The following is a 26,700-nucleotide window of genomic DNA, read 5'->3' as shown; positions in this document are numbered from 1 at the left end:
GGCTGGCTGGCGGAGCGCTCAGCGCTTCTCCCACACCTCGAAGCTGTACGCCGGCTTGTCCCCTTCCGCCGGGTTCGGCACCTCTGACACCCGCTTCCACTGTTGCTCATCGAATTCCGGAAACCAGGCATCGCCTTCCGGGCTCAAGGCTACCCGCGTCAGGTACAGGCGATCCGCCTGCTCCAGCCCCTGGCTGTAAAGCTGTGCGCCACCGATCAGCATCAGCTCGCTGGCGCCCTGCTCCAGTGCCCACTCCTCGGCCCGGGCCACTGCCGCCTCCAGGGAGGGGTAGACCTCGGCACCTTCGAGCGCCAGGCCGGTCTGACGACTGACCACGATATTCAACCGCCCCGGCAACGGCCGGCCGAGAGAGTCCCAGGTCTTGCGCCCCATGATGATGGGCTTGCCCAGGGTGGTGGCCTTGAAGAATTTGAAATCCCCCGGCAAATGCCAGGGCATGCTGTTGTCGACGCCGATCACGCGGTTTTGTGCGAGGGCCGCGATCAGGCTGAGAGGGAGAGATTTTTTCATGCCGGCGAGGATACCAGAGGACCAGGACCTGGCAACGTACCCCGATCCGCGCTGCAGCAGTTATGCTCAGCGCACTTTTGAGCGATGGAATGACGCGTGACTGCACTGACTCCCCTGCAACGCCTGTGGCTGACCGAAACCGTGCGCCTGCGCGAGGAACACGCCGGCCCGCTGGAAGATCAGGAAGCCAATCGCCTGGCCCGCAACCAGGGCGGCGACCTGGCGACCCGGATCCAGAACCGCGCCCTGTGGCTGGCCCAGCGTGACGGCCTGCACAGCGCCCTGCTGCACTGGCACCAGGGCGCACGCCTGGCCCTGCTGGCGCTCTCGGTTCTGGCGGTGATCAGTGGTGCCGGCCTGGCCTTCAGCGCCCTGGGCAGCACCCAGCAACCGGTGAACGTGTTCTGGGCCCTGGGCAGCCTGCTGGGAATCAACCTGATCCTGCTGCTGAGCTGGCTGGCAGGCCTGCTATTCGCCGGCGAGCACGGCGCCAGCCTGGGCCGCCTGTGGCTGTGGCTCAGCGAGAAATTCTCCCGCGATGCCAAGGCCGCGCAGTTGCCGCCGGCCCTGCTGCTGTTGCTGCAACGGCGCAAGCTCAACCGCTGGGCCCTGGGCAGCCTGATCAACGGCCTGTGGTGCCTGGCCCTGTTCAGCGCCGTGGTCATGTTGCTGTTGCTGCTGACCACCCACCGCTACAGTTTTGTCTGGGAAAGCACCCTGCTGGGCAGCGATGCCTTCGTGGCCATTACCAATACCTTGAGTGCCCTGCCCCGTGGCCTGGGCTTTGGCGCGCCGAGCGTGGCGAGCATCCAGGCCAGCACCCGGGATGTCTACAACACCGAACTGATCCGCCAGTCCTGGGCCATCTGGCTGGTGGTGCTGGTGACGATCTACGGCGTGCTGCCGCGCCTGCTGCTGATGCTGTTCTGCCGCTGGCGCTGGAAACACGGGCAGGCGCGCCTGCAACTGGACCTCAACCTGCCGGGCTACGCCCAATTGCGTGAGCGCCTGATGCCCAGCAGCGAGCGCCTGGGGGTCAACGATGCGGCCCCCGAGCAGTTGCACCGGGTCGAAGGCGGCGTCAGTGCCCAGGACAGCAGCGGCGCCCTGCTGGTGGCCATCGAACTGGACAACCAGCGCCCCTGGCCGCCGCAACTGCCCGAGAGCGTCAAGGACGCCGGCATCCTCGACAGTCGCGAGTCGCGCAGCCGCCTGCTGGAACAGATGAGTCGTTTCCCCCCGGCGCGCCTGGTGATCGCCTGCGACCCGCGGCGCTCGCCGGACCGCGGCAGCCTGGGGCTGATCGCCGAACTGGCGCGCAACGCCAGCGCCACCCGGGTCTGGCTGCTGCAAGCCCCGCCCGGCCAGGCCCTGGACGCCGATCGCCTGGGCGACTGGCACAGCGCCCTGCACCAGCTGCAGCTGCCCTTCGCCGATTGCGCCCCCCTCGACTGGCTGGAGAACGGTCATGACTGATACCCGCCACAAGCCACTGAAACTCGCCGTGGTCGGCCACACCAACGTCGGCAAGACCTCGCTGCTGCGCACCCTGACCCGGGACGTGGGTTTTGGCGAGGTCTCCCATCGCCCCAGCACCACCCGGCACGTGGAAGGCGCCCGCCTTTCGGTGGATGGCCAAGCCCTGCTGGAGCTCTACGACACCCCTGGCCTGGAAGATGCCATCGCCCTGCTGGATTACCTGGAGCGCCTGGAGCGCCCGGGCGAACGCCTGGACGGCCCGGCGCGGATGGCGCGGTTTCTCGACGGTAGCGAGGCTCGCCAGCGCTTCGAACAGGAAGCCAAGGTCCTGCGCCAGCTGCTGGCCTCGGACGCCGGCCTGTATGTGATCGACGCCCGCGAGCCGGTGCTGGCCAAGTACCGCGATGAGCTTGAAGTGCTCACCGGTTGCGGCAAGCCGCTGCTGCCAGTGCTGAATTTCGTCAGCAGCGCCGACCAGCGCGAAGGCGACTGGCGCGATGCCCTGGCCCGCCTGGGGCTGCACGCCCTGGTGCGCTTCGACAGCGTGGCGCCACCGGAGGACGGCGAACGGCGCCTGTATGAAAGCCTGGCGCTGCTGCTGGAGCACGCGCGCCCGGCCCTGCAACGCTTGATCGACGACCAAGAGGCCCAGCGCCTGGCCCGCCAGCACAGCGCAGCGCGGCTGATTGCCGAGCTGCTGGTGGACTGCGCCGCCTGCCGCCGCAGCGTAGCCAGCGACGCCCAACAGGAACAACAGGCCATAGGCGAACTGCGCCAGGCCATCCGCCAGCGCGAGCAGCGCTGCGTCGAGGCCTTGCTCAAGCTCTACGCCTTCCGCCCCGAGGATGCGTCGGCCAGCGACCTGCCGCTACTGGACGGGCGCTGGGGCGACGACCTGTTCAACCCGGAAACCCTCAAGCAACTGGGGGTGCGGGTGGGCAGCGGCATCGCCGCCGGAGCCGCGGCCGGCGCTGGGGTGGATTTGCTGGTGGGTGGTTTGACCCTGGGGGCCGCGGCGCTGGCCGGGGCTATTGCCGGCGGCGCCCTGCAGACCGCCCGCAGCTACGGCAGCCGCCTGCTGGGCAAACTCAAGGGCCAGCGCGAGCTGACCGTGGACGACAGCGTGCTGCGCCTGCTGGCCCTGCGTCAGCGCCAGCTGGTACAGGCCCTGAACCTGCGCGGGCATGCGGCCATGGACAGCATTCGCCTGGCCACGCCGGAGGACAAGAGCTGGCGCGAAGGCAAGTTGCCAGAGGCCCTGAACAAGGCCCGGGCGCACCCGCAGTGGTCATCGCTCAACCCGCAGAAGCGCCTGAGCCAGGCCGAGCGCCAGGAGCAGATCGAGGGGCTGGCTCAACATCTGCTGTAGCCGCTGCCGAGCCCGCGAGGCTGCGCAAAGGGCTGCAGGACCTTCAACAACCCCAAAAGCGGCGCCTCCTTCGGAGCCGTTCGCAGCCTACGGCAGCGGCTACAAACCAAGCCTGTACCCGCTAAAGCAATGCCAGCGCCTTGTCCTTGAGCACCTGCAAATCCATCACCGGCACCCACATTTCCTTGGCCTGCTCGTCCCAGTGGCGCATGCGCAAACTCACCGCCCACAACGGGTCGAGTTCGAAGGCTGCCGCCTCTGCCGCGCTCATCACCCCACCCTGGTATTCCAGGGTGCGCCGGCTGGCTTCGCTCAGCCGCTGGTAATAACCGGGGTTCTTGAAGGTCAGGTAGCGCTTGGCCTGGACGTGGTATTCCACCAGCCGCGCCAGGCGTTCGCTGAAACCCGCCCGGCGCAGGTAGTCCGCCCCCAGGCGCTCATGGCTGACCACGCCGAAGCCGCCCATGTTCTCGGCATCCTGCTGGCAGATATGCCCGATATCGTGGAAGAACGCCGCCAGCACCACCTCGTCGTCATAACCTTCCGCCAGGGCCAACTGCGCGGCCTGGGACATGTGCTCGATCTGCGACACCGGCTCGCCGATGTAGTCGCAGTCGCCGAAACGCTCGTACAGGCCGAAGACCTCGTCGACCACCTGCTGTCGCCGCTCCATCACGCTTCCTCCAGCAGTCGGGCGATATTGCCCTCGGCCATGGCCGGGCCAACGCTCATGCCGACCCCGGTGTGCATCAGGGCCACATGGACCCCGGGGGCCGCCTCCAGGAAGGAGAACGGCGCCGGGCCGCGCGCGCCGTAGACACCCTGCCAGCGCTCCACCACCCGGACCCTGCAACCCAGGGTCTGCTCGGCCAGTTCGAGCAGCCAGTTGTCCACCTGTTCAGCATTGAACGGTGAAGGATCGCTACCGTAATCGTGGGAATCACCGATGATCAGCTCACCGTAGGGAGTCGGGCTGATCAACAGGTGGATACCATGCTCGTGCAGATGGGGCGCCTCGCGCAGAATCTGCGCTTGCACCGCGGCGGCTTCTGGCAGGTCGGCGAAGGCCCCGTAGTGCACGCAACTCAGACCGGTCAGCAAGGCATGTTGCAGGTTGAGATTGGCCTCGGGCCGCGCCCGGAGCATCTGCAAGCGGCAGATCTGCGGCTGCAAGGCAGCGATCTGATCCGCCAGCAGGGTCTGATAATCGTGCCCCGAACACAGCACGATCCGCGGCGCGTGGAAGTTGCCGGCGGTGCTGCGCAACTGGCCCGGCTGGATATCCCGCACCAGGGTCGAGAAGTGAAACTGCACCCCCAGGTCCCGGCGCAGGTAGTCGATCAACTGCGGGATCGCTTCACGGGAATACAGCTGCTGGTCGTCCAGGCCGTGCAAGGCCGCCCGGTGATGGCGGAACTGGCCGCCGTACAGATCATTCAGCGCCGCGCCCTGGAGCAGCTCGACGCGGTAGCCGTGCTCCAGCGCACGCCCGGCGCAGAAGGCTTCGAGCAACTGCTCCTCGGCTTCGCTGCGGGCGAACAGGAAAGAGCCGTTGCGCTTGAGTTGCAGGCCCGCCAACTGTTGCCAGTCGGCCCAGATCTCGCGGCTGGCCCTGGCCAGCTCCAGCATGGTGCCCGGCGGCTGGCCGGTGACCAGGGCCTGGCCGAAGTTGCGCACCGAAGCGCCCAGCGGCGTGGCGCTGCGCTCGAAAACGTGCACCCGCAGACCGCGTTTGGCGGCGGCATAGGCATGGGACAGGCCCAGGATGCCGGCGCCGACGATCAGCAGATCGCTGTGATTGGTCATGAGTTGTTTCCTGGATGGGAAGCGCCTTCGCCGGCAAGCCGGCGAAGGCGATTGATCGGCTACTGCTTGGCAACCTTTTCCGACTTGCCGTCATAGCGCTTGCGCCATTCGGCGAGGATCTCGTCGCGGTTCTTCGAGGCCCAGGCAAAGTCGTTCTTGATCAGGCGCTGCTCGTAGTCGGCCGGCAGTTCGGTCTGCGGCTTGGCGATGCCCGGCTGGGCCAGCACGGCGAAGTTTTCCTTGTACAGCTCCATGGCCTCGGGGCTGGCGGAGAAGTCGGCGAGTTTCTTCGCCGCCTCTTCATGAGGCGTGCCCTTGATCACCGCAGTGGCTTCGATTTCCCAGCCCAGGCCTTCCTTCGGCAGGACAATGTCCAGCGGCGCGCCCTGGCGCTTGAGCTGCACGGCCGGGTACTCGAAGGAGATGCCAATCGGGAATTCACCGGCGGCGGCCAGCTTGCAGGGTTTGGAACCGGAGTGGACGTACTGGCCGATGTTCTGGTGCAGCTCATCCATGTACTGCCAGCCCTGCTTCTCGCCGAAGGTCTGCAGCCAGGCGCTGACGTCGAGGAAGCCGGTGCCCGAGGAGGCCGGGTTGGGCATGACGATCTTGCCCTTGTACTCGGGCTTGGTCAGGTCCTGCCAGCTCACCGGCTTGGTCAGGCCCTGCTTTTCGGCCTCCACGGTGTTGAAGCAGATGGTGGCGGCCCAGACGTCCATGCCGACCCAGGCCGGTGGGTTGGCGGCGTCGCGGTAGTTCGGGCCAATCTTGCCCAGATCCTTGGGCGCATAGCTTTGCAGCATGCCCTGCTGGTCGAGGATCGCCAGGCTGGACGCGGCCAGGCCCCAGACCGCATCGGCCTGCGGGCGGGCTTTTTCCGCCAGCAGTTTGGCGGTGATGATCCCGGTGGAATCACGCACCCACTTGATCTCCACGTCCGGATTGGCCTTTTCGAAGGCTTGCTTGTAGGACTTCAATTGCTCGGCTTCGAGGGCGGTGTAGACCGTCAGCTCGGTTTTCGCAGCAAAGGCGTTCAGGCTGACAGTAGAGAGGACGGCAGCGGCAAGAGCCAGGGGCTTGAACATGGTGCGGTTCCTTAGTGAGTGCAGATCAGAGTAGGGGTGGGTGAAGCGCATCAGTGGCCCGGCGCGCCCTGGCGCCAGGCCTGGGAACGGCGCAGCAGGCCGCGCGAAGCCCAGGCCAGGAGCAGCGAGACGCCGGCCGAAGTGAACAGGATCAGGGTCGACATCGCCGCGGCGCCGCCGACGTTGCCGGCGTCGTCCATGTTCAGCACGGCGACGGCGGCGAGGATGGTGTCCGGGCTGTAGAGGAAGATCGCCGCCGACACCGTGGTCATGGCCGAGACGAACAGGTAGCGCACGATGTCCAGCAGCGCCGGCAGGCAGATCGGCACGGTAACCCGCAGGTAGTGCCGGTACAGCGGCGCCTTGAGCGACAGCGCGGCCGCCTCGAACTCGGCATCCAGCTGGCGCAGGGCGGTGGTGGCGGTCATCTGCGCGGTGGTCAGGTAGTGGGCGATGGTGCACACCACCAGCAGGGTCATGGTGCCGTAGAACACATGCAGCGGGTTGCCATTGAGGTTGAAGAAGAAGACGTAGCCCAGGCCCAGCACCAGCCCGGGCACCGCCATGGGCACGAAACTGAGCATGCGCAGCGCCAGGTTCAAGCCGCGCTGGCCGCGGGTCTTCTCCATCAGGTAGGCGCCGGTAAAGATCACCACGCTGCCGATCAGCGCCGTGCACAGGGCCATGGTCAGGCTGTTGCGGTAGGCCAGCCAGCCACCGCCGGCGGTGTCGTTGAACTGGTAGTGGTTCAGCGACAGCGACAGGTTGTAGGGCCAGAATTTCACCAGCGACGAAAACACCGCCATGCCGAACACCAGCAGCAGGGCCGCGCAGATCAGCAGCACAATGGCCAGGTAGCAGCCATCGCGCAGTGGCGACGGCGCAGGCTTGAATACCTGGGCACGGCCGCTCATGGAGTCGCCATGGCGCCGGCGCAGCCAGGCGTCGACACCGAAGCTGAACAGGGCCGGCAACAGCAGGACCATGCCGATCAACGCGCCGCGGCCGAACTGCTGCTGCCCCACCACCGCCTTGTAGGCTTCCAGGGCCAGCACCTGATAGTCGCCACCCACTACCACTGGCACGCCGAAGTCGGTGATGGTCAGGGTGAACACCAGGCAGAAGGCAGCGAACACCGCCTGCCGAGTGGCCGGCCAGGTGATGCTGCGAAAGGCCTTGGCGGGGCTGGCGCCCATGCTCGACGCGGCGTCGAACAGCCGCGCGTCCGCCAGGGACAGCGCCGAGAGCAGGATCATCAGGGCGTGGGGAAAGGTGTAGATCACTTCACCCAGGACAATGCCCCAGAAGCCGTAGATGTTCTCGGCGAACAGGCCACGCAGCATCCCCTGATTGCCAAACAGATAGACCAGGGCAATGCCCGGGAGCATCGACGGCGCCATCAGCGGCAACAGCGACAGGCCGCGCCAGATGCCCTTGCCGGGAATCAGCGTGCGTTGCAGGGCGTAGGCGAACAGGTAGGCCAGGGGCACGACGATAGCGGCCACGCTAAGGGAGACTTTCAGGCTGTTGCCCAGCAACCAGTGGAAGTTTTCGCTGGCCACTAGCTCGCGAGCCGCCAGCCAGCCTCCGCCCTGCCCGGCCTCGGCGCTGAAGCCGCGCCAGAAGATCGCCAACAGGGGCAACAGCACCGCTACACCCAGCAGGACCAGGAGCAGAACCTTGCCACCGACGACAAAAATACGGTCGCCGATCTCGGCACGAGAAACCTGGCGCGCCCGCTTGGCAGGTAGCGGCAGGGACATTGGCACGCTCATCTTAGGCAAACACCTGAAGGCTGCGCGGCGGCAAGGCGACCCAGATGTCCTGGGCGCCCAGACGCGGCATGGCTTCCGGGGCCAGCTCGGCCAGCAGCGCATGCCCCGGCAGCTCGTTGAGCTCGAAGCTCATGCGGCAGCGATTGCCGAGGAAAGTGATCTCGCGGACCTTGGCCGGGAACAGGTTTTCCTCGTGCACCGGCGGATTCACGCTGATGGCTTCCGGACGGCAGAACAGCCGGCCCGAGGCGGTCTTGGCCGAGCCGTCGGCCAGGCGCACATTCATGCCGCCAACCTGGGCATGGCTGTCGCTGTTGCGGCTGAAGGGTAGCCAGTTGCCCTGGCCGACGAATTCGGCGACGAACGGCGTGGCCGGACGGTCGTAGATTTCCTGGGGCGTGGCGTACTGCTCGACCTTGCCGTTATTCATCACGGCAATGCGGTCGGCCATCAGCATGGCTTCGTCCTGGTTGTGGGTAACCATCAGGGTGGTGATCCCCAGGCGCCGCTGCAGCTGGCGCAGCTCGGTGCACAGGTGCTCGCGGACCCGGGCATCCAGCGCCGACATCGGCTCGTCCAGCAGCAGCAACGACGGCGCCGGTGCCAGGGCACGGGCCAGGGCCACGCGCTGCTGCTGGCCGCCGGACAGCTGGCCGGGGTACTTCTTCTCGCTGCCGGTCAGCCCCACCAGTTCCAGCATCTGCGCCACGCGCTTGCGCGCTTCTTCGCGGCCACTTCCGGACAGGCCGTAGGCGATGTTGGCTTCTACCGTGAGGTTGGGGAACAGCGCGTAGGACTGGAACAGGATCCCGTAGTCCCGGGCCTGGGGCGCCAGCAGCGACACGTCCCGATCCCCGAGGTACAACTCGCCCTGGTCCTGGCGTTCCAGGCCGGCGATGCAGCGCAGCAAGGTGGTCTTGCCGCAGCCGGACGGCCCCAGCAGGCACACCAGCTCCCCGGCGGCGACGTCCAGGGACACGTTATCCAGCGCGTTGAAGGCACCGAAGCGCTTGTGGATACCGCGCACCTTCATCGGCGCACCGGGGTTGCTCAGGGCAGTTGCAGCGGAGTTGTTCATGGACGCACCTCATCTAGCAGATGAGGCAAATCCTAGAGTTGCAATGCGTCGGTCATATGGCAGTAAGGCAAAAACGACCGATAGTGGTATTCAGGGATTTGGGTTCACGTGTAAATCATGTGCTCGCGAAGGCATCGGCATGGCCGATGCAGGTCTTTCAGGCGGGAGCCATTTCCTGGGCCAGGCCGAGAAAGGCGGCGGGCAGGCGCGCGTTCTTGCGCTCCTTGAGGCAATACAGGTACTCGGCGATCTGCGGCGCGTTTTCGATGGTCAGTACCCGCAGTTGCGGGTCGTGGGGCACTTCCTGGCGGGCAATGATGCTGATGCCGATATTGCGCAGCACCGCCTCGCGGATCGATTCACGGCTGCCAATCTCCAACAGCGGGCCAAAGCTGACGTTGGCGTTCTTCAGCAGACCTTCGGTGAGGCTGCGGGTGGTGGAGCCGGGTTCGCGCATCAGCAGCGTATGCCCGGCCAGGGCATTGAGGGGCACGTGATCCAGCGCCGCCAGGGGGTGATTGCGATGCACCGCCAGCACCAGCGGATCGCTGCCCAGCACCCGGCGGACCAACCGCGAATCCTCCAGCAGTTGCGAGGAAGCGGCCACATCCACCCGGTAATCTTCCAGCGCCTCCAGGACCTGCTGGGAGTTGCCGATTTCCACCGAGACCTCCACCTGGGGCAGGCGCTGGCGGAAAGTCTTCACCAGATCGAGGATGTAGTACGGTGCGGTGGCGGCGATGCGCAGCGTGCCCTGCACCTGCCCGCAGTTGCGCAGGAAGAATTCGATGTCCGACTCTTTCTGCAGCAGCTCCTTGACCATCGGCAGCAAGCGCGCGCCCTCATCGCTCAGGCTCAGGCGGCGCCCGCCTCGGTAGAACAGCTCCACCGCGTACTGGCTCTCCAGGTTGCGGACCTGGGTAGTCACCGTGGGCTGGCTGAGGCCGAGCTTCTTCGCCGCCTGGGTAATGCTGCCCAGGCGGGCGACCATGTAAAAAGCCTTCAGCTCGGCACTCAGCACAGGGTTCTCTCGTTGCTTATTTGCGCAGCAGGCGCAGACCGTTGAACACCACCAACAGGCTCACGCCCATGTCGGCGAACACTGCCATCCACATGGTGGCCAGCCCGGCAAAGGTTACCCCAAGAAAGATCGCCTTGATGACCAGGGCCAGGACGATATTTTGCTTGAGCACCACCGAGGTCTGGCGCGACAGGCGGATAAACGCCGGGATCTTGCGCAGATCATCGTCCATCAGGGCCACATCCGCGGTCTCGATGGCGGTGTCGGTGCCCGCCGCAGCCATGGCGAAACCGATTTCGGCGCGGGCCAGGGCCGGTGCGTCGTTGATCCCGTCGCCCACCATGCCCACCCGGTGGCCCTGGGCGTACAGGTCTTCGATGGCCTGCAGCTTGTCGGTGGGCAGCAGGTCGCCCCGAGCCTGATCGATACCCACCTGGGCCGCGATGGCTTGGGCGGTATGCGGGTTGTCGCCGGTGAGCATCAGGGTCTTGATCCCCAGCTCATGCAATTGCTGGATGGCTTCGCGGCTGGATTCCTTCACCGTATCGGCCACGGCGAACAGCGCCAGCGGGCCATTGCGGTCCAGCAGCAGGACCACGGTCTTGCCCTGCTTCTCCAGGGCGAAGAGTTTTTCTTCCAAAGCCGGGGAGCACAGGCCCAGCTCTTCCACCAGACGATGGTTGCCCAGGTGGTACAGCTCGCCGTTGATCTCGCCGCGTACGCCTCGGCCGGTCAGGGCCTCGAAGTTATCCACAGGGTGCATGGCCAACTGTTTATCCACAGCCGCCTGGGCAATGGCCAGGGACACCGGGTGGTCGGAACGCCCTGCCAGGCTTGCGGCCAGGGCCGGGGCGGTGTCCTGGGCCAGCGGGTCCAGGGACAGGAAGTCGGTCTGCACCGGTTTGCCGTGGGTGATGGTGCCGGTCTTGTCCAGGGCCAGGTAGTCGAGCTTGTAGCCGCCTTCCAGGTAGACCCCGCCCTTGACCAGGATGCCCTTGCGCGCGGCAGCCGCCAGGCCGCTGACAATGCTCACCGGGGTGGAGATCACCAGGGCGCAGGGGCAAGCCACTACCAGCAGCACCAGGGCGCGGTAGATCCAGTCGAACCAGACGCCGCCCATGAACAGCGGCGGAATCAGCGCCACCGCCAGGGCGAAGGCGAATACCGCCGGGGTGTAGATTTTCGAGAAGCTGTCAACGAAGCGCTGGGTCGGAGCCCGGGCGCCCTGGGCCTGTTCCACAGCGTGGATGATCCGCGCCAGGGTCGAATTGTTGGCGGCGGCAGTCACTCGGTATTCCAGGGAGCCGGCCTGGTTGATGGTGCCGGCGAAAACCTTGTCGCCCACAGTTTTTTCCACCGGCAGGCTTTCACCGGTGATCGGCGCCTGGTCGATGGTGGAGTTGCCGGACACGACCTCGCCGTCGAGGCCGATGCGCTCGCCGGGGCGCACCCGCACCCGTGCGCCCAGTTCGACGTTTTTCGCTTCCTGTTCGCTCCAGTTGCCGTCTGCCTGCTGCACCGTGACCCGTTCCGGGGTCATCTGCATCAGGCCGCTGATGGCGTTGCGCGCCCGATCCAGGGAACGGGCCTCGATCAATTCCGCCACGGTGAACAGGAACATCACCATCGCCGCTTCCGGCCATTGGCCGATCAGCACGGCGCCGGTCACGGCGATGCTCATCAGGGCATTGATGTTGAGGTTGCGGTTCTTCAGGGCGATCCAGCCCTTCTTGTAGGTGGTCAGGCCACCACTGAGGATCGACACCAGGGCCACCAGGGCAATCACCCAGTCGGGTGCGGCATTGGTGAAATGGATGACCTCGGCAGCCAGCGCGCCGATACCGGACAGGGCCAGCGGCCACCAGGGCTTCTTCACGGGCGCTGCGGCAGGCGCGGCTTGGTCACCCTCCTGTTCCAGGGGTTCGGCGTGCATGCCCAGTGACTTGACCGCCTCGATGATAGGCGCGGTGCTCGGCAGGTCGTGAGTCACCCCCAGCACACGGTTCATCAGGTTGAACTCCAGCGCCTGGACCCCGGCCAGCTTGCCCAGCTTGTTCTGGATCAGGGTCTGTTCGGTGGGGCAGTCCATGGCTTCGATGCGAAAGCTGCTCAAGCGCGCGCCGGCGGTCGGGGTCTCGCTCAGGGTGACCCTGGACGGCGCCAGGTCGGCGGAACCGCAGCAGGATGCGCCGTGGGCGGCATGATCGTGTGCCTTGACCGGCTGCAACTTGCCCGCGGGCGCATGGGAATGGCTGTGGCCAGGGCTGTGATCGTGATCGTGATCGTGATCGTGATCGTGATCGTGATCGTGATCGTGATCGTGATCAGCCTGGGGCTGCTGATCCGCGGTTTTGCGCGGGCTGTGGAGAGAATCGCTCATTAGGGTCCCTTCCGAATTAAGGTGCTTGTTGCCAAGTGAACACCCTGTAGCCACTATAGGGTCAAGCACCCATTCGGAGACGACGGCAATGAAGATTGGCGAACTGGCGAAACTCACCGACTGTCAGGTCGAGACCATCCGTTACTACGAGCGCGAAGGGCTGCTGCCGGAACCGGCCCGCAGTGAAGGCAACTATCGCCTCTACACCCAGGCCCACACCGAGCGCCTGACCTTTATCCGCAATTGCCGCAGCCTGGACATGACCCTCGAGGAGATCCGCAGCCTGCTCAACCTGCGCGACAGCCCCCAGGACCAGTGCGCCAGCGTCAACGCCCTGATCGACGAGCATATCCATCACGTCAAGGCGCGCATCGACGGCTTGCTGGCCCTGCAGGAACAGCTGCTGGACCTGCGCCAGCGCTGCAGCGAGGGCCCGGACCTTGAGCACTGCGGAATTCTCCAGCGCCTGGAAGTCAGCGGCTCGGTGGCCCCCAATGAGAGCGAGCCCTCCCATGTCGGGCGCAGCCACGGGCACTGAACCCCTGGCGCGGTTTCAGGCGCCGCGCCGAACGCTGGCCGTCAGCCGCAGATAAGCCCCTTCGAGGATCGCCAGCAGCCGCTGGTCCAGTTGCTGCCAGGCCAGCCCCTGGCGCACCAGCCAGGCACTGAGCCCCCCCACCAGGCAGCCACCCAGAATGTCGAAAGGGAAATGCACGCCCAGGTAGACCCGTGCCCAACTCACCAGGAGCGCCAGGCCCAGCATCACCAGCCCGGTCTTGCGCAGGCTGGCCAGGATCAGCGCGAAAGCCATGGCGAACATGCCACTGGCGTGGTCGCTGGGGAAGGATGCCCCGGGCGCGTGGGCGAGGAAGTTCTGCCCCAGGCCGATCATGAACGGCCGCGGATGGAACCACAGCTCACGGATCAGCAGGTTGCAGACCAGGGCCAGGACAATGCTCAGGCCGGCGAGCAACACGATCATGCGCTGGCGGCGCTCGCCGAAAACCCAGAACACCACCAGCAGCAGCGGCACGCTGAGTACCACCCATTGCGCGAGAAAACCCGCCAGTGCACGCATCGGCATGGACGCCCCGGCACTGGCGTTGATGGCCAGGAACAGGCTGTGATTGAGTTCTTCCATTCGGGGCTCACGTTGAATGTCACAAGGACCACACCCCGCACCTGGCAGGGCCGCTACTCAGAGCGTAGCTGGCCGCCGGGCACAGCCATGCCCGGAACGGCTCCGGGCACAGGTCGATAAGGGCAACAGGATCAATCGACAAGGGCCGCGCGGCCCTTGCTGCAGTAGCTGGATGCTCAGACCGCCATCGGCGCCGTCATGGGCGCGTGGTGCTCATAGCCTTCCAGGGAGAAGTCGCTCGGTTCGATCAGCTCCAGCCACTCCGGCTGGTAGACGCCGGTCTTGGCGAACTCCGGCACACGCTCGGAAATCACCAGCTTGGGCATCGGGAACGGCTCGCGCTTGAGCTGTTCGTTGAGCATGTCCAGATGGTTTTCATAGACGTGGGCATCACCGATGAAATAGGTGAACCAGCGCGGCGTGTAGCCGGTCAGGCGGCCGATCAGGCTCAGCAGCGCAGCACCCTCGGTGAGGTTGAACGGCGTGCCCAGGCCCAGGTCGTTGGAGCGGATGTAGAGGGTCAGGGAGATTTCCCGGGTCTCGACATTGGGGTGGAACTGGTACAGCAGGTGGCACGGCGGCAAGGCCATTTCATCCAGCTGGGCGCAGTTCCAGCCGTGGAACAGGATCCGCCGGCTGCCCGGGTCGTTGATGATGGTGTCGACGCACTGGCGCACCTGGTCGATGGCCTTGTACAGCACCACGTAGCCCTGGCCGTCTTCCTCGCCCGCGGCGATCTGCCGGTAGCCCTGGCTCAGCGCCAGGTCGATGGCCGCCTGGTTGCTGGTCTTGATCTGTTTGTAGGCCGGCCACTTGCGCCACTGCACGCCGTAGATCTCGCCCAGGTCGTCGTCGCCCTGGCGGAACGGGTTGGCCAGCCACTGGGCGTTTTCGTTGGCGTTCTGGTCCCAGACCTTGCAGCCCAGCGCACGAAACTCGGCGGCGTTGTTTACCCCGCGCAGGAAGCCGACCATCTCGCCGATGGCCGACTTGAAGGCCATCTTGCGGGTGGTGATGGCCGGGAAACCTTCCTTGAGGTCGTAGCGCAGCATGGCCCCGGGGAAGCTGATGGTGTTCACACCGGTGCGGTTGGCCTGCTTGGTGCCGTTGTTGATGACGTGGGCCACCAGATCAAGATATTGCTTCATGAATTACCTGCATCCTTGAACCCGGGGCACGCCCCGGGGTTCGAATTTATTGCGCCGCGCTCTTGGCCGGAGCGCGATGATAAGCCAGCCAGATCAACCCCAGGCCACCGAGAATCATCGGCACGCACAGGACCTGACCCATGGTCAGCCAGTTCCAGGCCAGGTAGCCCAACTGGGCGTCCGGCACCCGGACGAACTCGACGATGAAACGGAAGATCCCGTAGAACAGGGCGAACATACCGGAAACCGCCATGGTCGGCCGGGGTTTGCGCGAGAACAGCCAGAGGATCAGGAACAGCGCCACGCCTTCCAGGGCGAACTGATACAGCTGCGAGGGATGGCGCGGCAATTGCGCCGGATCGCTGAACGGCGGGAACACCATGGCCCAGGGCAGATCGGTGGGCTTGCCCCACAATTCAGCGTTGATGAAGTTGCCGATGCGCCCGGCGCCCAGGCCGATCGGCACCATCGGCGCGACGAAATCCATCAGCTCGAAGAAGGTCTTGTTGTTGCGCTTGCCGAACCACCAGGCCGCCAGCATCACCCCGATGAAACCACCGTGGAACGACATGCCGCCCTTCCACACTTCGAAGATCAGGGTCGGGTTGGCCAAATAGGCGCTCAGGTCGTAGAACAGCACATAACCCAGGCGACCACCGACTATCACCCCCATGGACATCCAGAACACCATGTCCGAGAGCTTCTCCTTGCTCCAGGTCGGATCGAAACGGTTCAGGCGGCGCGACGCCAGCAACCAGGCACCGCCAATGCCGATCAGGTACATCAGGCCGTACCAGTGGATTTTCAGCGGGCCGATGGCCAGGGCCACCGGATCAATCTGCGGGTAAGGCAGCATTGCGACTCCTCGTAAGGGTTAGAACTTCAGATTCCCGGGGCAAACTGCCAGCCCAGGATTAAGCCAGGATTGCGTCACCACTCAGAACAGGAAGCTGAGCCCCACGCAGAACAGTAGCGCGGCGAACATGCGTTTCAACAGGCGTGGCGACAGTTTGTGGGCCAGGCGCGCGCCGATGCGGGCGAACACCATGCTGGTCAGGGCAATGCCCAACAGGGCCGGCAAATAAACGAAACCGAGACTATGGGCCGGGAGCAGCGGATCATGCCAGCCCAGAATCATGAAACTTAAGGCACTGGCCAGGGCAATGGGCAAACCGCAGGCCGATGAGGTGGCCACCGCCTGCTGCATGGGCACGCTGCGCCAGGTGAGAAAAGGCACGGTGAGGGAGCCACCGCCGATGCCGAAGATCGCCGAGGCCCAGCCAATCACACCGCCGGCGGCCGTCAGGCCCAGCTTGCCGGGCACCTGGCGGCTGGCCTTGGGCTTGAGCTCCAGGGTCATCTGCAGGGCCACCACGAGGGCAAACACACCGATGATTTTCTGCAGGTGCGGGCCGGAGATCGCCTCGGCGGTCAGTGCGCCGAAACCGGCGCCCAGGAGGATACCCACGGTCATCCAGGCGAAGATCGGCCAGCGCACAGCGCCACGCCGATGGTGCTCGCGCACCGCATTGACCGAGGTAAAGATGATGCTGGCCAGGGAGGTGCCGACCGCCAGATGGGTCAGCACCGAGACATCGAAGCCTTGCAGGGTGAAGCTGAACACCAGCACCGGGACTATGATGATCCCGCCGCCCACGCCGAACAGCCCGGCCAGCACGCCCGCACAGGCGCCCAGCAGCAGATAGAGCAGAAATTCCATGGGAGCATCCGAAAAATAGATCGGCATGGTAACGGAAGCGCCGCCCCGGACTCCACTGGATGGCGATGGATACCCGCCGGATCTGTGCGTAAAGTGGGCAAAAACACACAGGGGGCCACCTTAATGTGCTTGATCGTTTTCGCCTGGCGGCCGGGTCATGCTCAGCCACTGATCGTCGCGGCCAACCGTGATGAATTCTACGCGCGGCCGAGCCTGCCCCTGGGGCAGTGGCCGGAACTGCCGCAGATCCACGCCGGTCGCGACCTGGAAGCCGGCGGCACCTGGCTCGGGGTCGGCGCCGAGGGCCGCTTTGCCGCCCTGACCAATATCCGCAACCCGCACCAGCCTCCGGCGCGGCGCTCGCGGGGTGAACTGGTGGCGCGCTTTCTCGCCGGCGACGTGCCCCTGGATGATTATTTGCGCGATGTAGTCGGGCGCTCGGTGGAGTACGCCGGGTTCAACCTGCTGCTGGGCAATGCCGAGCAACTGTGGCACTACAACGCTCGGGACCCGCAGCCGCAACGGCTGGAGCCTGGGGTCTACGGCCTTTCCAATGCCGGGCTGGATACGCCCTGGCCCAAGCTGCTCAAGGCCAGGGCGGCGTTGCAGGAGGTGTTGCATGATCCACAGCCCCAGGCACTGCTGGCGCTGTTGAGCGACCCGCAGACAGCGCCCTTCGCCGACCTGCCGGACACCGGAGTGGGCTTGGCCACCGAAAGCCTGCTGTCCAGCGTGTTCATCGCCAGCCCCAGCTACGGCACACGAGCCAGCACGGCACTGATCGTCCACGCCGATGGCTCGCGGCATCTGCTGGAGCGTAGCTTCGGCCCCTATGGCGGGCATCTGGGAGAGGTCGAACTGAAGGTCTGAAGCGTTCCCCGGCACGCCGACTCCCACGAACGCTTCGGTAGGAGCCGGCTTGCCGGCGAAGAAAACAACCCGGTTACAGGGTCTTGCTCGAAGCCGGATTGATCATCCGCGCCAGCCCGAGTTTCTTCAGCGCCAGTTGCAGCGAACTGTGGATAACTTGCGGGTTGTCGATGGTCATCATTTCCGCCAGCAGTTCCTTGGCCTTGGTCATGCTGACCTGACGCAGCATCCACTTCACCTTCGGCAGGTTGGTGGCGTTCATCGACAGGCTGTCGAAGCCCATCGCCATCAACAGCACCGCCGCCGCCGGATCACCGGCCATCTCGCCGCAGATGCTCACTGGCTTGCCTTCGGCATGGGCATCACGCACCACGTTCTGCAGCGCTTGCAGCACCGCCGGGTGCAGGTAGTCGTAGAGATCGGCCACCCGTGGGTTGTTGCGGTCCACCGCCAGCAGGTACTGGGTCAGGTCGTTGGAGCCTACCGAGAGGAAGTCCACCTGGCGCGCCAGCTCCTTGGTCTGGTACACCGCGGCGGGGATTTCGATCATCACCCCCACTGGCGGCATCGGTACGTCAGTGCCTTCATCGCGCACTTCGCCCCAGGCCCGGTGGATCAGGTGCAAGGCTTCTTCCAGCTCGTGGATGCCGGAAATCATCGGCAGCAGGATGCGCAAATTGTTCAGGCCTTCGCTGGCCTTGAGCATCGCCCGGGCCTGTACCAGGAAGATCTCCGGGTGGTCGAGGGTCACGCGGATCCCGCGCCAGCCAAGGAAGGGGTTGTCTTCCTTGATCGGGAAGTACGACAGCGACTTGTCGCCGCCGATGTCCAGGCTGCGCATGGTCACCGGTTGCGGATGGAAGGCCGCCAGCTGTTCGCGATAGATCGCCAGCTGTTCCTTCTCGCTGGGGAAGCGCTGGTTGATCATGAACGGCACTTCGGTGCGATACAGGCCCACGCCTTCGGCCCCGCGCTTCTGCGCCCGGGCTACATCGGCCAGCAGGCCGGTGTTGACCCACAGCGGCATGCGGTGGCCATCGGGGGTGATGCAGGGCAGGTCGCGCAGGGCATCCAGGCCCTGGGCCAGTTGCCGTTCTTCTTCCACCACATCGGCGAACTGCTTGCGCAGCACGTCGCTGGGGTTGGTGTAGACCTCGCCGTGGTAGCCGTCGACGATCATCTGGATGCCGTCGACCTTGGAGTACGGCAGGTCCACCAGGCCCATCACCGTCGGGATGCCCATGGCCCGGGCCAGGATCGCCACGTGGGAGTTGCCCGAACCCAGCACCGAGACCAGGCCCACCAGCTTGCCTTCCGGCACTTCGCCGAGCATGGCCGGGGTCAGTTCCTCACTGACCAGGATGGTGTTGTCGGGATAGACCAGGGTCTGCTGGCGCTCTTCCTGCAGGTAGGCCAGGAGCCGGCGGCCCAGGTCCTTGACGTCCGAGGCCCGCTCGCGCAGGTAGGCATCGTCCATCAGTTCGAAACGGTTGACGTGATCGGTGACCACCTGGCGCAACGCGCCCTGGGCCCATTGCCCGGTCTTGATCACGGCCTTCACTTCACTGCCCAGGGAGGCGTCGTCGAGCATCATCAGGTAGACGTCGAACAGCGCGCGCTCTTCAGGGCGCAATTGAGTGGCGAGCTTTTCCGACAGCGCGCGCATATCGGCCCGCACCCCTTCCAGGGCGCTCTTGAACAGGGCCAGTTCGGCGTCGATGTCGGTGACGTGCTTGTCCGGCACCACATCCAGGTCGGCCGGCGGCAGCATCACCACCGCGCTGCCCACCGCCGCGCCGGGCGAGCCCGGTACGCCAACGAACTTGGCCTCCTGAATGCCCTTGCCCTGGCGACCCAGGCCACGGATCGAACCGGTGGCCTCGGCATGGGCGATAACCCCGGCCAGTTGGGCGCTCATGGTCACCAGGAAGGCTTCTTCGCCTTCGTCGAACTGGCGCCGCTCCTTTTGCTGGATAACCAGCACGCCCACCACCCGGCGGTGGTGAATGATCGGCGCACCGAGGAACGAGGCGTAACGCTCCTCACCGGTTTCGGCGAAGTAGCGATAGCGCGGGTGGTCGGCGGCGTTTTCCAGGTTGAGGGGTTCTTCGCGAGTGCCCACCAGGCCTACCAGGCCTTCGTTGGGCGCCATGCTGACCTTGCCGATGGAGCGCTTGTTCAAGCCCTCGGTGGCCATCAGGACGAAACGGTTGGTTTCCGGGTCCAGCAGATAGACCGAGCAGACCTGGCTGCCCATGGCCTCTTTGACGCGCAATACAATAATCCCCAACGCCGCCTTGAGATCCTTGGCGGAGTTAACTTCCTGGACGATCTTGCGCAGCGTATTGAGCATGGCTCGGGGTCGAACTCCGTCGTCAGTCGCGCACTAGCAGGCGCGGGGCAAGCTCTTTGAGAGCGCGGCGATACACTTCGCGCTTGAATGTCACCACCTGGCCCAACGGATACCAATAACTGACCCAGCGCCAGCCATCGAATTCCGGTTTACCGGTCAAATCCATCCGCACCCGCTGCTCGTTGGAGATCAGGCGCAGGAGAAACCATTTCTGCTTCTGGCCGATGCACAGCGGTTGGCTGTGGGTCCGGACCAGACGCTGCGGCAAACGATAGCGCAACCAGCCCCGGGTGCAGGCGAGAATTTGCACATCTTCGCGCTCCAGCCCCACTTCTTCGTTCAGCTCGCGATACAAGGCGTCTTCCGGCGTCTCATCGGGGTTGATTCCCCCTTGAGGAAACTGCCAGGCATCTTGATTGATACGGCGAGCCCATAGCACCTGTCCGGCATCATTGGTCAGAATGATCCCGACATTGGGGCGGAAACCATCGGGGTCGATCACGGCTACAACCTCGCAAACGCATGTCGCCGCATTGTTCCACAAAGCTTGGGAATGCAGCAACGAGGCTGCTTACCTTATGTGCACTCTTGTGAAAAGACCGTATTCTGGGCACCTTTTTCCGCGACTTTTCAGCGAGTAACTGCAATGCGCCTGGCTTTATTCGACTTGGACAACACGCTTTTGGGCGGCGACAGCGACCACGCCTGGGGCGACTATCTGTGCGAGCGGGGCTTCCTCGACGCCGTCGCCTACAAGACCCGCAACGACGAGTTCTATCAGGATTACCTGGCCGGCAAGCTCGACAATGCCGCCTACCTGAACTTCTGCCTGGAAATCCTCGGCCGCACCGACATGGCCGTGCTCGAAGAGTGGCACCGCGACTTCATGCGCGACTGCATCGAGCCGATCCTCCTGCCCAAGGCCCAGGCCCTGCTGGACAAGCATCGCGCTGCCGGCGACAAGCTGGTGATCATCACCGCGACCAACCGTTTCGTGACCGCGCCGATCGCCGAACGCCTGGGCGTGGAAACCCTGATCGCCACCGAATGCGAAATGCAGGATGGCCGCTACACCGGGCGCAGTACCGATGTGCCGTGCTTCCGTGAAGGCAAGGTCACCCGCCTCAACCGCTGGCTGGAAGAGACCGGCCACAGCCTGGAAGACAGCTACTTCTACAGCGATTCGATGAACGACCTGCCCCTGCTGGAGCAAGTGACTACCGCCGTGGCCGTTGACCCGGACCCGAACCTGCGGGCCGAGGCCGAGAAACGTGGCTGGCAGGTCATCAGCCTGCGCGACTAGGCAGCTCGCCGGCGAGCCGGCTGTAGGCGCTGGCTTGCCAGCGAAAAAACCTACGCCGGCTTGGCCACCATCAGATAGAAAATCGCCATGAAGGCCAGGAACGCCGGCCAGCCCAGGGCGAACCACCAGCGCATATAAAGGGTTGCTCGCAGCGGCATCGGCGTCCCGTCCTGCAGGGCCTGCTCGGCCATCTTGTGCACTCGGATCTGCAACCAGACCACCGGCAGCCAGCACAGCCCCGCCACCACATACAGGCCCAGGCTCCACATCAGCCACGCCTGCTGCAGCGACCAGCCTGCCAGGTGCACCAGCCCCAGCCCGCTCAACGGCTGGAACACCGCCGTGGTGGCGGTAAAGGCCCAGTCGGCGAACACCAGGTGCTTGAAGGTCACGGCGATCACTTCCACCCGGCCACTGCGCCAGGCCCGCAGGGCGTAATAGGCCGACCCCGCGCCGAGGCCGAACAGCACGGTGGAGGACAGGATATGCAGGGTTTTCAACAGCAGGTAAGCGCTCATTGGCGGGGTTCGGTCCACAGCAGCCATAGGGTCGCCACCATCAGCACCAGGTTCTTGGCGACGGCGGCATAAGGGTCAAACCAGAAGTGCGGCAGGATCAGGCTGATGATCAGGGTGTAGCCGAGCATCAGCCCCAACTGCGCCTGCAAGGCCCGCCGGCGCCAGCGCCGCAGCAGCAGGCCGACACCCAGCAGCGCATCACAGAGTGAACCGCCGATCACCGCCAGGGCCGCCCAGACGCCATGCACGCCAGCCTCGGCCATGATCCGCAGGCCCCAGTCGTAACCCGGGCCGATGCACACCAGCGCGGTACCCAGCCAGATCAGCACCATCACTGCCAGCAACAGCGGGCGCAGGGCCAGTTGGGTGCTTTGCGCCGCCTGCGGCCACTCCTGCAAGCGGGCCGCCAGCGGCGCCGCGTGATACCCGCAGACCGAGGCCAGCACCTGCGGATCCGCCAGGTTGTCGTGGCGGGCCATGGCCAGGCTCTGCCGGTTCAAGGCTCGCCAGCCCAGGCGATCGCCAGCAGCGGCCACCAGCCGCAGCAAGACCGCTGGCAGCTTGAAGTAGCGCGCCGGGGCCCAGCCCTGGGCCGACCGCAGGTGATCGAGCAGTTGCGCCATGGTCATGCGTTCCGGGCCGACCAGGGGCAGAACCATGGATTCCTGCGGCCACTGCCTGAGCAGCGCCAGCACCGCGGCGCTCAAGTCCTCTATATGCAAGGGCTGCATCTGCGCCTTGGCGGACAGCAAGGGAATCAGCGGCCAGGGCGACAGCCTCGTCAGCCAGCCGCTGCTGGCACCGCCAGCGCCGAGCACCAGCGAGGGCCGCAGCACCACCGCCGGTACCCCCAACTGCAGCAGGTAATCATCCGCCGCCGCCTTGCTGGCAAGGAACGGCACCTGAGGCAGGATCCCGGCCCCCAATGCGGAAATCTGCAGTACCCGCACGCCCCGGGCCGCCGCCAGATCGAACAGCGCGCGGGTACCCAGGTCCTGGGTCAGGCTCAACGCCCGCGCATCAGTGCTCAACAGCCCCGCGGCGTTGATCAGCAGGTCGGTGTCGGCAGGCAGGGCAAAGGGCTGGGGCTCGCGGCCCAGGCAATCGAGATCCAGCTGGCACCACTCCACCCCGGGCAACCCCTGGGGCTGCGGGCGGCGGCTGGTGGCAATCAACTGATGGCCGGCAGCGTGCAATGCCGCCAGCAGATGACGGCCGACAAACCCTGTGGCCCCCACCAGAACGACCTTCATGGCAATCCTTGAGAGTTAGACCGGCTTGGCGCCCATAAGACCGGCAATGGTCACGAAACATGCGGCGCTGAACACCGCCAGCACCAGGGTGAACGCCAGGCCGCTGGCGACCTTGGCCACCCGCAGGCGGTTGAGGCGCACCATCAGCCACAGCCAGGCCAGGGCCCCCAGGGTGTAGAGCACGCTGGAACCCAGGACCCAGGTCTGCCCCAGCGGCCAACCCACCAGATGCACCAGCCACCAACCGCTGAACGGCAATGTCAGCATGCCCAGCGCCAGCAACAGCCAGCCGAACAGGCCCGGACGGTGCAGCACCCGGCTATAAACCGTGGCATCCCCCTGGCGGCGCAGGCGCCAGACCCAGATCGCCAGCCCCAGCGCACTGCCCAATAGCAGCACGGTGGCCAGTACATGAAGCGTCTTCAGCGTGGTCAGTGTTTCCATGTTTTCGCTTCCTTAAGGCTCCGATCCTCAGCGTAGTCGTTCAGCCGAGGAACAGCTGGTAGGCCGGGTTGTCGCTTTCATCCCAGTACGGATAGCCGATCTGCTCCAGCGCCGCGGGCACCAGGTGACGTTCATCGGCCGGCACTTGCAGGCCGGCGACTACCCGGCCATCCGCCGCACCATGGTTGCGGTAGTGGAACATCGAGATATTCCAGCGCCCGCCCAGCTTGTTGAGGAAGTTGAACAGCGCCCCCGGACGCTCCGGAAATTCGAAACGCAGCACCACTTCGTCGCTGACCTTCTCGGCATGGCCGCCGACCATGTAGCGGATGTGCAGCTTGGCCAGTTCGTTATCGGTCAGGTCGATCACCGGAAAGCCCTGCTCGGTCAGGCTGGCGATCAGGGCGCTGCGCGGATCGTTTTCCGGGTGGGTCTGCACGCCAACGAAGATGTGCGCCTCGCTGCCGGTGTTGTAGCGGTAGTTGAATTCGGTGATCTGGCGCTTGCCCACCGCCTCGCAGAAGGCCTTGAAGCTGCCGGGCTTCTCGGGGATGGTCACGGCGATGATGGCTTCGCGGCCTTCGCCCAGTTCGGCGCGCTCGGCGACGTGGCGCAGCCGGTCGAAGTTGACGTTGGCCCCGGAGTCGATGGCCACCAGGGTCTGCCCGCTGATACCGCGCTGCTCGACGTACTTCTTGATCCCGGCAACGCCCAGGGCGCCGGCAGGTTCGGTGATCGAGCGGGTATCGTCGTAGATATCCTTGATTGCCGCACAGATCTCGTCGGTACTGACGGTAATCACTTCATCCACATAATCCTTGCAGATGTCGAAGGTGTGCTGGCCAATCTGCGCCACCGCCACGCCGTCGGCGAAGATCCCCACGGTCGGCAGCACCACGCGCTCACCGGCAGCCATGGCCGCCTGCAGGCAGTTGGAGTCGTCCGGCTCGACACCGATGACCTTGATCTCCGGGCGCAGGTACTTCACATAGGCCGCGATGCCGGCGATCAGGCCGCCGCCGCCGACCGGAACGAAGATCGCATCCAGCGGGCCGGGGTGCTGACGCAGAATCTCCATGGCCACCGTGCCCTGCCCGGCAATGGTGTGCGGATCATCGTAGGGATGGATGTAGACGTAGCCCTTCTCGTCCACCAGCTTCAGGGAGTAGGCCAGCGCTTCAGGGAAGGTATCGCCGTGCAGCACCACCTTGCCGCCACGGGAGCGCACGCCCTCGACCTTGATCTCGGGGGTGGTCTTGGGCATCACGATAGTGGCCTTGACCCCCAGCACCTTGGCCGCCAGGGCCAGGCCCTGGGCGTGGTTGCCCGCCGACGCAGTGACCACGCCGCGGGCGCGCTCGGCATCGCTGAGCTGGGTCAGCTTGTTGTAGGCGCCACGGATCTTGAACGAGAACACCGGCTGCAAGTCTTCACGCTTGAGCCAGATCTGATTGCCCAGCCGCTCGGAGAGCTGGCGGGCAGTCTGCAATGGGGTTTCTACGGCAACGTCATAAACGCGCGAGGTGAGGATCTTCTTGACGTACTGTTCGAGCATCGGAAAGCATCACTGAGCGGGTTGGGCAGGGCCAGGGAGTCTAACCCAGCGTTTGCCCGGGCGACCACACGAATACCGAGGTTTTAGCCGCCCCCTCGCCTTCTCTGAAGCCCGGCCGATTAGCCAAACGGGCAATGACCTGATCTGCCGCGGCGCCTATAATGCCGGCCTTTGTGCCCCCCCTTGCCCGCTTCGGAGCCCGCATGACCCAGGATCAACTCAAACAGGCCGTTGCCCAGGCCGCCGTCGACCTTATCCTCCCGAAACTCGATGACAAGAGCATCGTCGGGGTCGGCACCGGCTCCACCGCCAACTGCTTCATCGACGCCCTGGCCCTGCACAAGGGCGCCTTCGACGGCGCCGTGGCCAGCTCCGAAGCCACCGCCGCGCGCCTCAAGGGCCACGGGATTCCGGTCTACGAGCTCAACACCGTGAGCGACCTGGAGTTCTACATCGACGGCGCCGACGAAAGCGACGAGCACCTGAACCTGATCAAGGGCGGCGGCGCCGCCCTGACTCGGGAAAAGATCGTCGCCGCCGTGGCCAAGACGTTCATCTGCATCGCCGACGCCAGCAAGCTGGTGCCGGTGCTGGGCAACTTCCCGCTGCCCGTGGAAGTGATCCCCATGGCCCGCAGCCACGTGGCCCGTGAACTGGTGAAACTGGGCGGCGACCCGGTGTACCGCGAAGGCGTGATCACCGACAACGGCAACATCATCCTCGATGTGCACAACATGCAGATCACCAATCCGGTGGAACTGGAAAGCCAGATCAATGCCATTGTCGGCGTGGTCACCAATGGGCTGTTCGCTGCACGCCCCGCTGACGTGCTGCTGCTGGGTACCGCCGAAGGGGTGAAGACCCTCAAGGCCTGAGCCTGCCCCGCGGATAGGAGCCGGCGGGCGGGCGAAGGCGGTTTTGAAGGCCCCTTCGCTGGCAAGCCGGCTCCTACATCGGTTTCTTGAAGACGTAGAACAGGTTCGGTTCGCTCACCAGGTACAGGGTGCCGGCGTCATCCATGGCCATCCCTTCCGCCTGAGGCACTGCCTTGCTCAGGCCCTGGCGCCACTTGCCCAGGGCCAGGGTACTCAGCGGGCGCCCCTCGACATCCAGCTCCACCACCAGCCGCGACTCGTCCGACAGTGCCAGCAGGTGGCCACTGCGCTCGTCGTATTGCAGGCTGGAGAGATCACGCACGAACAGACCGGCATCGCGCTTGGGGTTGTTCACCACATGCATCCCGTAGGACTGTTCCGGATCTTGGTGGGGGAAGCCCTGCACTTCATAGATCAGCATCGGGTCGCGTTCCTTGGCGACGAACAGGCGCTTGCCCTGGGAGTCGTAGGCCAGCCCCTCGAAGCCCTTGTTGCCGGTAAGGTGCACGCCCAGGGTGATCTGCTCGGCTTCTGCCGCATCCACCGCCGTGGTTTCATCGTCCAGCTGGATCTTGATCAGCCGGTGCTGGCGCTCGTCGCTGATCACATAGGTATTGGCACTGATGAACTCCACCGCTTCCGGATCGCCAAAGCCCACCAGAGCGATGCGGCGCAGGATATGCCCGTCCAGGGACAGCTCGATCAGTTCGGAATTCTTGTTGGTCACGGTGAACAGACTGTTGCGCAGCGGATCGTAGGTCAGCGCCGAGACCTCATCCAGGCCCTCGATGGGCTGCGCCTCCAGCACGACCCGATAATCGCCCAGCCCCAGGGATTGGGGGGCCGTCACCTGCCAGTAGGATTGCCAGTCGAACCATGCGCGCTGCCACAACCTGTGGTTATGGACAAACACCGCCAGCAGCACGGCCATCAGGCAGAGGATCAGGTAAAGAGGTCGCAAGCGGGTGAGGCGATACATGGCGGGCAGGCTCGAAA

General features: G+C 65.2%; 25 protein-coding genes. 6 read left to right on the top strand and 19 right to left on the bottom strand.

Translation table 11 applies throughout. From position 1 onward, the window contains the following. Positions 1–18: 18 nt before the first annotated feature. Entirely contained in the window at positions 19–531 is a 513-nt protein-coding gene (locus AC1RMG_RS23290) for a dihydrofolate reductase (protein WP_125062300.1), read from the bottom strand. Positions 532–627: 96 nt separating this feature from the next. On the opposite strand from AC1RMG_RS23290, the gene AC1RMG_RS23285 reads away from it, so the two are divergent. Beyond that, positions 628–2,007 (top strand): DUF2868 domain-containing protein, encoded by a 1,380-nt coding sequence (locus AC1RMG_RS23285; protein WP_041120280.1) that lies wholly within the window; start codon positions 628–630, stop codon positions 2,005–2,007. Continuing rightward, a complete protein-coding gene (locus AC1RMG_RS23280) occupies positions 2,000–3,379 on the top strand; it encodes a GTPase/DUF3482 domain-containing protein (RefSeq protein ID WP_053154379.1) in 1,380 nt (459 codons plus the stop codon). Before AC1RMG_RS23285 ends, AC1RMG_RS23280 begins: the two co-directional genes overlap by 8 nt. A gap of 121 nt (positions 3,380–3,500) precedes the next feature. On the opposite strand, the gene AC1RMG_RS23275 is transcribed toward AC1RMG_RS23280, so the two are convergent. From AC1RMG_RS23275 to AC1RMG_RS23245, 7 genes are all read right to left on the bottom strand, one after another. After that, positions 3,501–4,052 (bottom strand): phosphonate degradation HD-domain oxygenase, encoded by a 552-nt coding sequence (locus tag AC1RMG_RS23275; protein ID WP_011064059.1) that lies wholly within the window; start codon positions 4,050–4,052, stop codon positions 3,501–3,503. Then, positions 4,052–5,185, bottom strand: a complete 1,134-nt coding sequence (locus AC1RMG_RS23270) for a TIGR03364 family FAD-dependent oxidoreductase (RefSeq protein ID WP_011064060.1) — start codon at positions 5,183–5,185, stop codon at positions 4,052–4,054. Before AC1RMG_RS23270 ends, AC1RMG_RS23275 begins: the two co-directional genes overlap by 1 nt. Before the next feature lie 59 nt (positions 5,186–5,244). Beyond that, positions 5,245–6,270: a putative 2-aminoethylphosphonate ABC transporter substrate-binding protein gene (locus AC1RMG_RS23265; protein ID WP_493170360.1), complete on the bottom strand. Its 1,026-nt coding sequence runs from the start codon at positions 6,268–6,270 to the stop codon at positions 5,245–5,247. 50 nt (positions 6,271–6,320) lie between these two features. Next, a complete protein-coding gene (locus AC1RMG_RS23260; protein ID WP_493170358.1) occupies positions 6,321–8,045 on the bottom strand; it encodes a putative 2-aminoethylphosphonate ABC transporter permease subunit in 1,725 nt (574 codons plus the stop codon). A 1-nt stretch (position 8,046) separates the two neighbouring features. Continuing rightward, on the bottom strand, positions 8,047–9,123 hold the full coding sequence (locus AC1RMG_RS23255; RefSeq protein ID WP_011064063.1) for a putative 2-aminoethylphosphonate ABC transporter ATP-binding protein: 1,077 nt from the start codon (positions 9,121–9,123) through the stop codon (positions 8,047–8,049). A gap of 157 nt (positions 9,124–9,280) precedes the next feature. Further along, positions 9,281–10,144: a LysR family transcriptional regulator gene (locus AC1RMG_RS23250; RefSeq protein ID WP_011064064.1), complete on the bottom strand. Its 864-nt coding sequence runs from the start codon at positions 10,142–10,144 to the stop codon at positions 9,281–9,283. 16 nt (positions 10,145–10,160) lie between these two features. Then, positions 10,161–12,524 carry a heavy metal translocating P-type ATPase gene (locus AC1RMG_RS23245; protein WP_493170356.1) on the bottom strand — a complete coding sequence of 788 codons (2,364 nt, stop codon included), beginning with the start codon at positions 12,522–12,524 and terminating at the stop codon, positions 10,161–10,163. An 88-nt stretch (positions 12,525–12,612) separates the two neighbouring features. Between AC1RMG_RS23245 and cadR the strand changes: the two genes are divergently transcribed. Then, positions 12,613–13,062: a Cd(II)/Pb(II)-responsive transcriptional regulator gene (gene cadR / locus AC1RMG_RS23240; protein ID WP_011064066.1), complete on the top strand. Its 450-nt coding sequence runs from the start codon at positions 12,613–12,615 to the stop codon at positions 13,060–13,062. A 15-nt stretch (positions 13,063–13,077) separates the two neighbouring features. On the opposite strand, the gene AC1RMG_RS23235 is transcribed toward cadR, so the two are convergent. The 4 genes from AC1RMG_RS23235 to AC1RMG_RS23220 all read right to left on the bottom strand — a co-directional run bounded on the left by AC1RMG_RS23235 (position 13,078) and on the right by AC1RMG_RS23220 (position 16,533). Continuing rightward, positions 13,078–13,665, bottom strand: a complete 588-nt coding sequence (locus AC1RMG_RS23235) for an undecaprenyl-diphosphatase (protein ID WP_169892457.1) — start codon at positions 13,663–13,665, stop codon at positions 13,078–13,080. Between the two features lie 176 nt (positions 13,666–13,841). Beyond that, complete coding sequence (locus AC1RMG_RS23230; RefSeq protein ID WP_015637397.1) at positions 13,842–14,813, bottom strand: thymidylate synthase; 972 nt, start codon at positions 14,811–14,813, stop codon at positions 13,842–13,844. 46 nt (positions 14,814–14,859) lie between these two features. Beyond that, a complete protein-coding gene (lgt, locus tag AC1RMG_RS23225; protein ID WP_011064069.1) occupies positions 14,860–15,669 on the bottom strand; it encodes a prolipoprotein diacylglyceryl transferase in 810 nt (269 codons plus the stop codon). An 81-nt stretch (positions 15,670–15,750) separates the two neighbouring features. After that, on the bottom strand, positions 15,751–16,533 hold the full coding sequence (locus tag AC1RMG_RS23220; protein WP_026020005.1) for a sulfite exporter TauE/SafE family protein: 783 nt from the start codon (positions 16,531–16,533) through the stop codon (positions 15,751–15,753). Positions 16,534–16,656: 123 nt separating this feature from the next. Here AC1RMG_RS23220 and AC1RMG_RS23215 point away from each other — a divergent pair, with 123 nt between their 5' ends. Further along, entirely contained in the window at positions 16,657–17,403 is a 747-nt protein-coding gene (locus tag AC1RMG_RS23215) for an NRDE family protein (RefSeq protein ID WP_011064071.1), read from the top strand. Between the two features lie 73 nt (positions 17,404–17,476). Here AC1RMG_RS23215 and ptsP read toward each other — a convergent pair whose 3' ends face one another. Both ptsP and AC1RMG_RS23205 read right to left on the bottom strand, forming a co-directional pair. Continuing rightward, positions 17,477–19,756 carry a phosphoenolpyruvate--protein phosphotransferase gene (gene ptsP / locus AC1RMG_RS23210; RefSeq protein ID WP_011064072.1) on the bottom strand — a complete coding sequence of 760 codons (2,280 nt, stop codon included), beginning with the start codon at positions 19,754–19,756 and terminating at the stop codon, positions 17,477–17,479. 22 nt (positions 19,757–19,778) lie between these two features. After that, a complete protein-coding gene (locus AC1RMG_RS23205) occupies positions 19,779–20,258 on the bottom strand; it encodes an RNA pyrophosphohydrolase (protein WP_011064073.1) in 480 nt (159 codons plus the stop codon). A gap of 144 nt (positions 20,259–20,402) precedes the next feature. On the opposite strand from AC1RMG_RS23205, the gene AC1RMG_RS23200 reads away from it, so the two are divergent. After that, entirely contained in the window at positions 20,403–21,059 is a 657-nt protein-coding gene (locus tag AC1RMG_RS23200; RefSeq protein ID WP_019093432.1) for a histidinol-phosphatase, read from the top strand. Between the two features lie 50 nt (positions 21,060–21,109). On the opposite strand, the gene AC1RMG_RS23195 is transcribed toward AC1RMG_RS23200, so the two are convergent. The 4 genes from AC1RMG_RS23195 to ilvA are packed head-to-tail and all read right to left on the bottom strand — an operon-like array spanning position 21,110 to position 24,829. Continuing rightward, positions 21,110–21,577 (bottom strand): DUF2269 family protein, encoded by a 468-nt coding sequence (locus AC1RMG_RS23195; RefSeq protein WP_011064075.1) that lies wholly within the window; start codon positions 21,575–21,577, stop codon positions 21,110–21,112. Continuing rightward, the gene (locus tag AC1RMG_RS23190) at positions 21,574–22,830 is read right to left on the bottom strand and encodes an SDR family oxidoreductase (protein ID WP_401019045.1); all 1,257 of its coding nucleotides are present in this window, start codon (positions 22,828–22,830) and stop codon (positions 21,574–21,576) included. The genes AC1RMG_RS23195 and AC1RMG_RS23190 overlap by 4 nt, the downstream gene beginning before the upstream one ends. Before the next feature lie 15 nt (positions 22,831–22,845). After that, positions 22,846–23,274, bottom strand: a complete 429-nt coding sequence (locus AC1RMG_RS23185) for a DUF2269 family protein (RefSeq protein WP_011064077.1) — start codon at positions 23,272–23,274, stop codon at positions 22,846–22,848. A 40-nt stretch (positions 23,275–23,314) separates the two neighbouring features. Beyond that, on the bottom strand, positions 23,315–24,829 hold the full coding sequence (gene ilvA / locus AC1RMG_RS23180; RefSeq protein WP_011064078.1) for a threonine ammonia-lyase, biosynthetic: 1,515 nt from the start codon (positions 24,827–24,829) through the stop codon (positions 23,315–23,317). Between the two features lie 203 nt (positions 24,830–25,032). Between ilvA and rpiA the strand changes: the two genes are divergently transcribed. Continuing rightward, positions 25,033–25,704, top strand: a complete 672-nt coding sequence (gene rpiA, locus AC1RMG_RS23175; RefSeq protein WP_016963479.1) for a ribose-5-phosphate isomerase RpiA — start codon at positions 25,033–25,035, stop codon at positions 25,702–25,704. A 73-nt stretch (positions 25,705–25,777) separates the two neighbouring features. On the opposite strand, the gene AC1RMG_RS23170 is transcribed toward rpiA, so the two are convergent. After that, positions 25,778–26,683 (bottom strand): SdiA-regulated domain-containing protein, encoded by a 906-nt coding sequence (locus tag AC1RMG_RS23170; protein ID WP_152686516.1) that lies wholly within the window; start codon positions 26,681–26,683, stop codon positions 25,778–25,780. Positions 26,684–26,700: the final 17 nt, after the last annotated feature.

It is taken from the genome of Pseudomonas sp. GW822-FHT04H02 (assembly GCF_058800645.1).
This window is presented reverse-complemented; position numbering and strand designations above follow the sequence as displayed.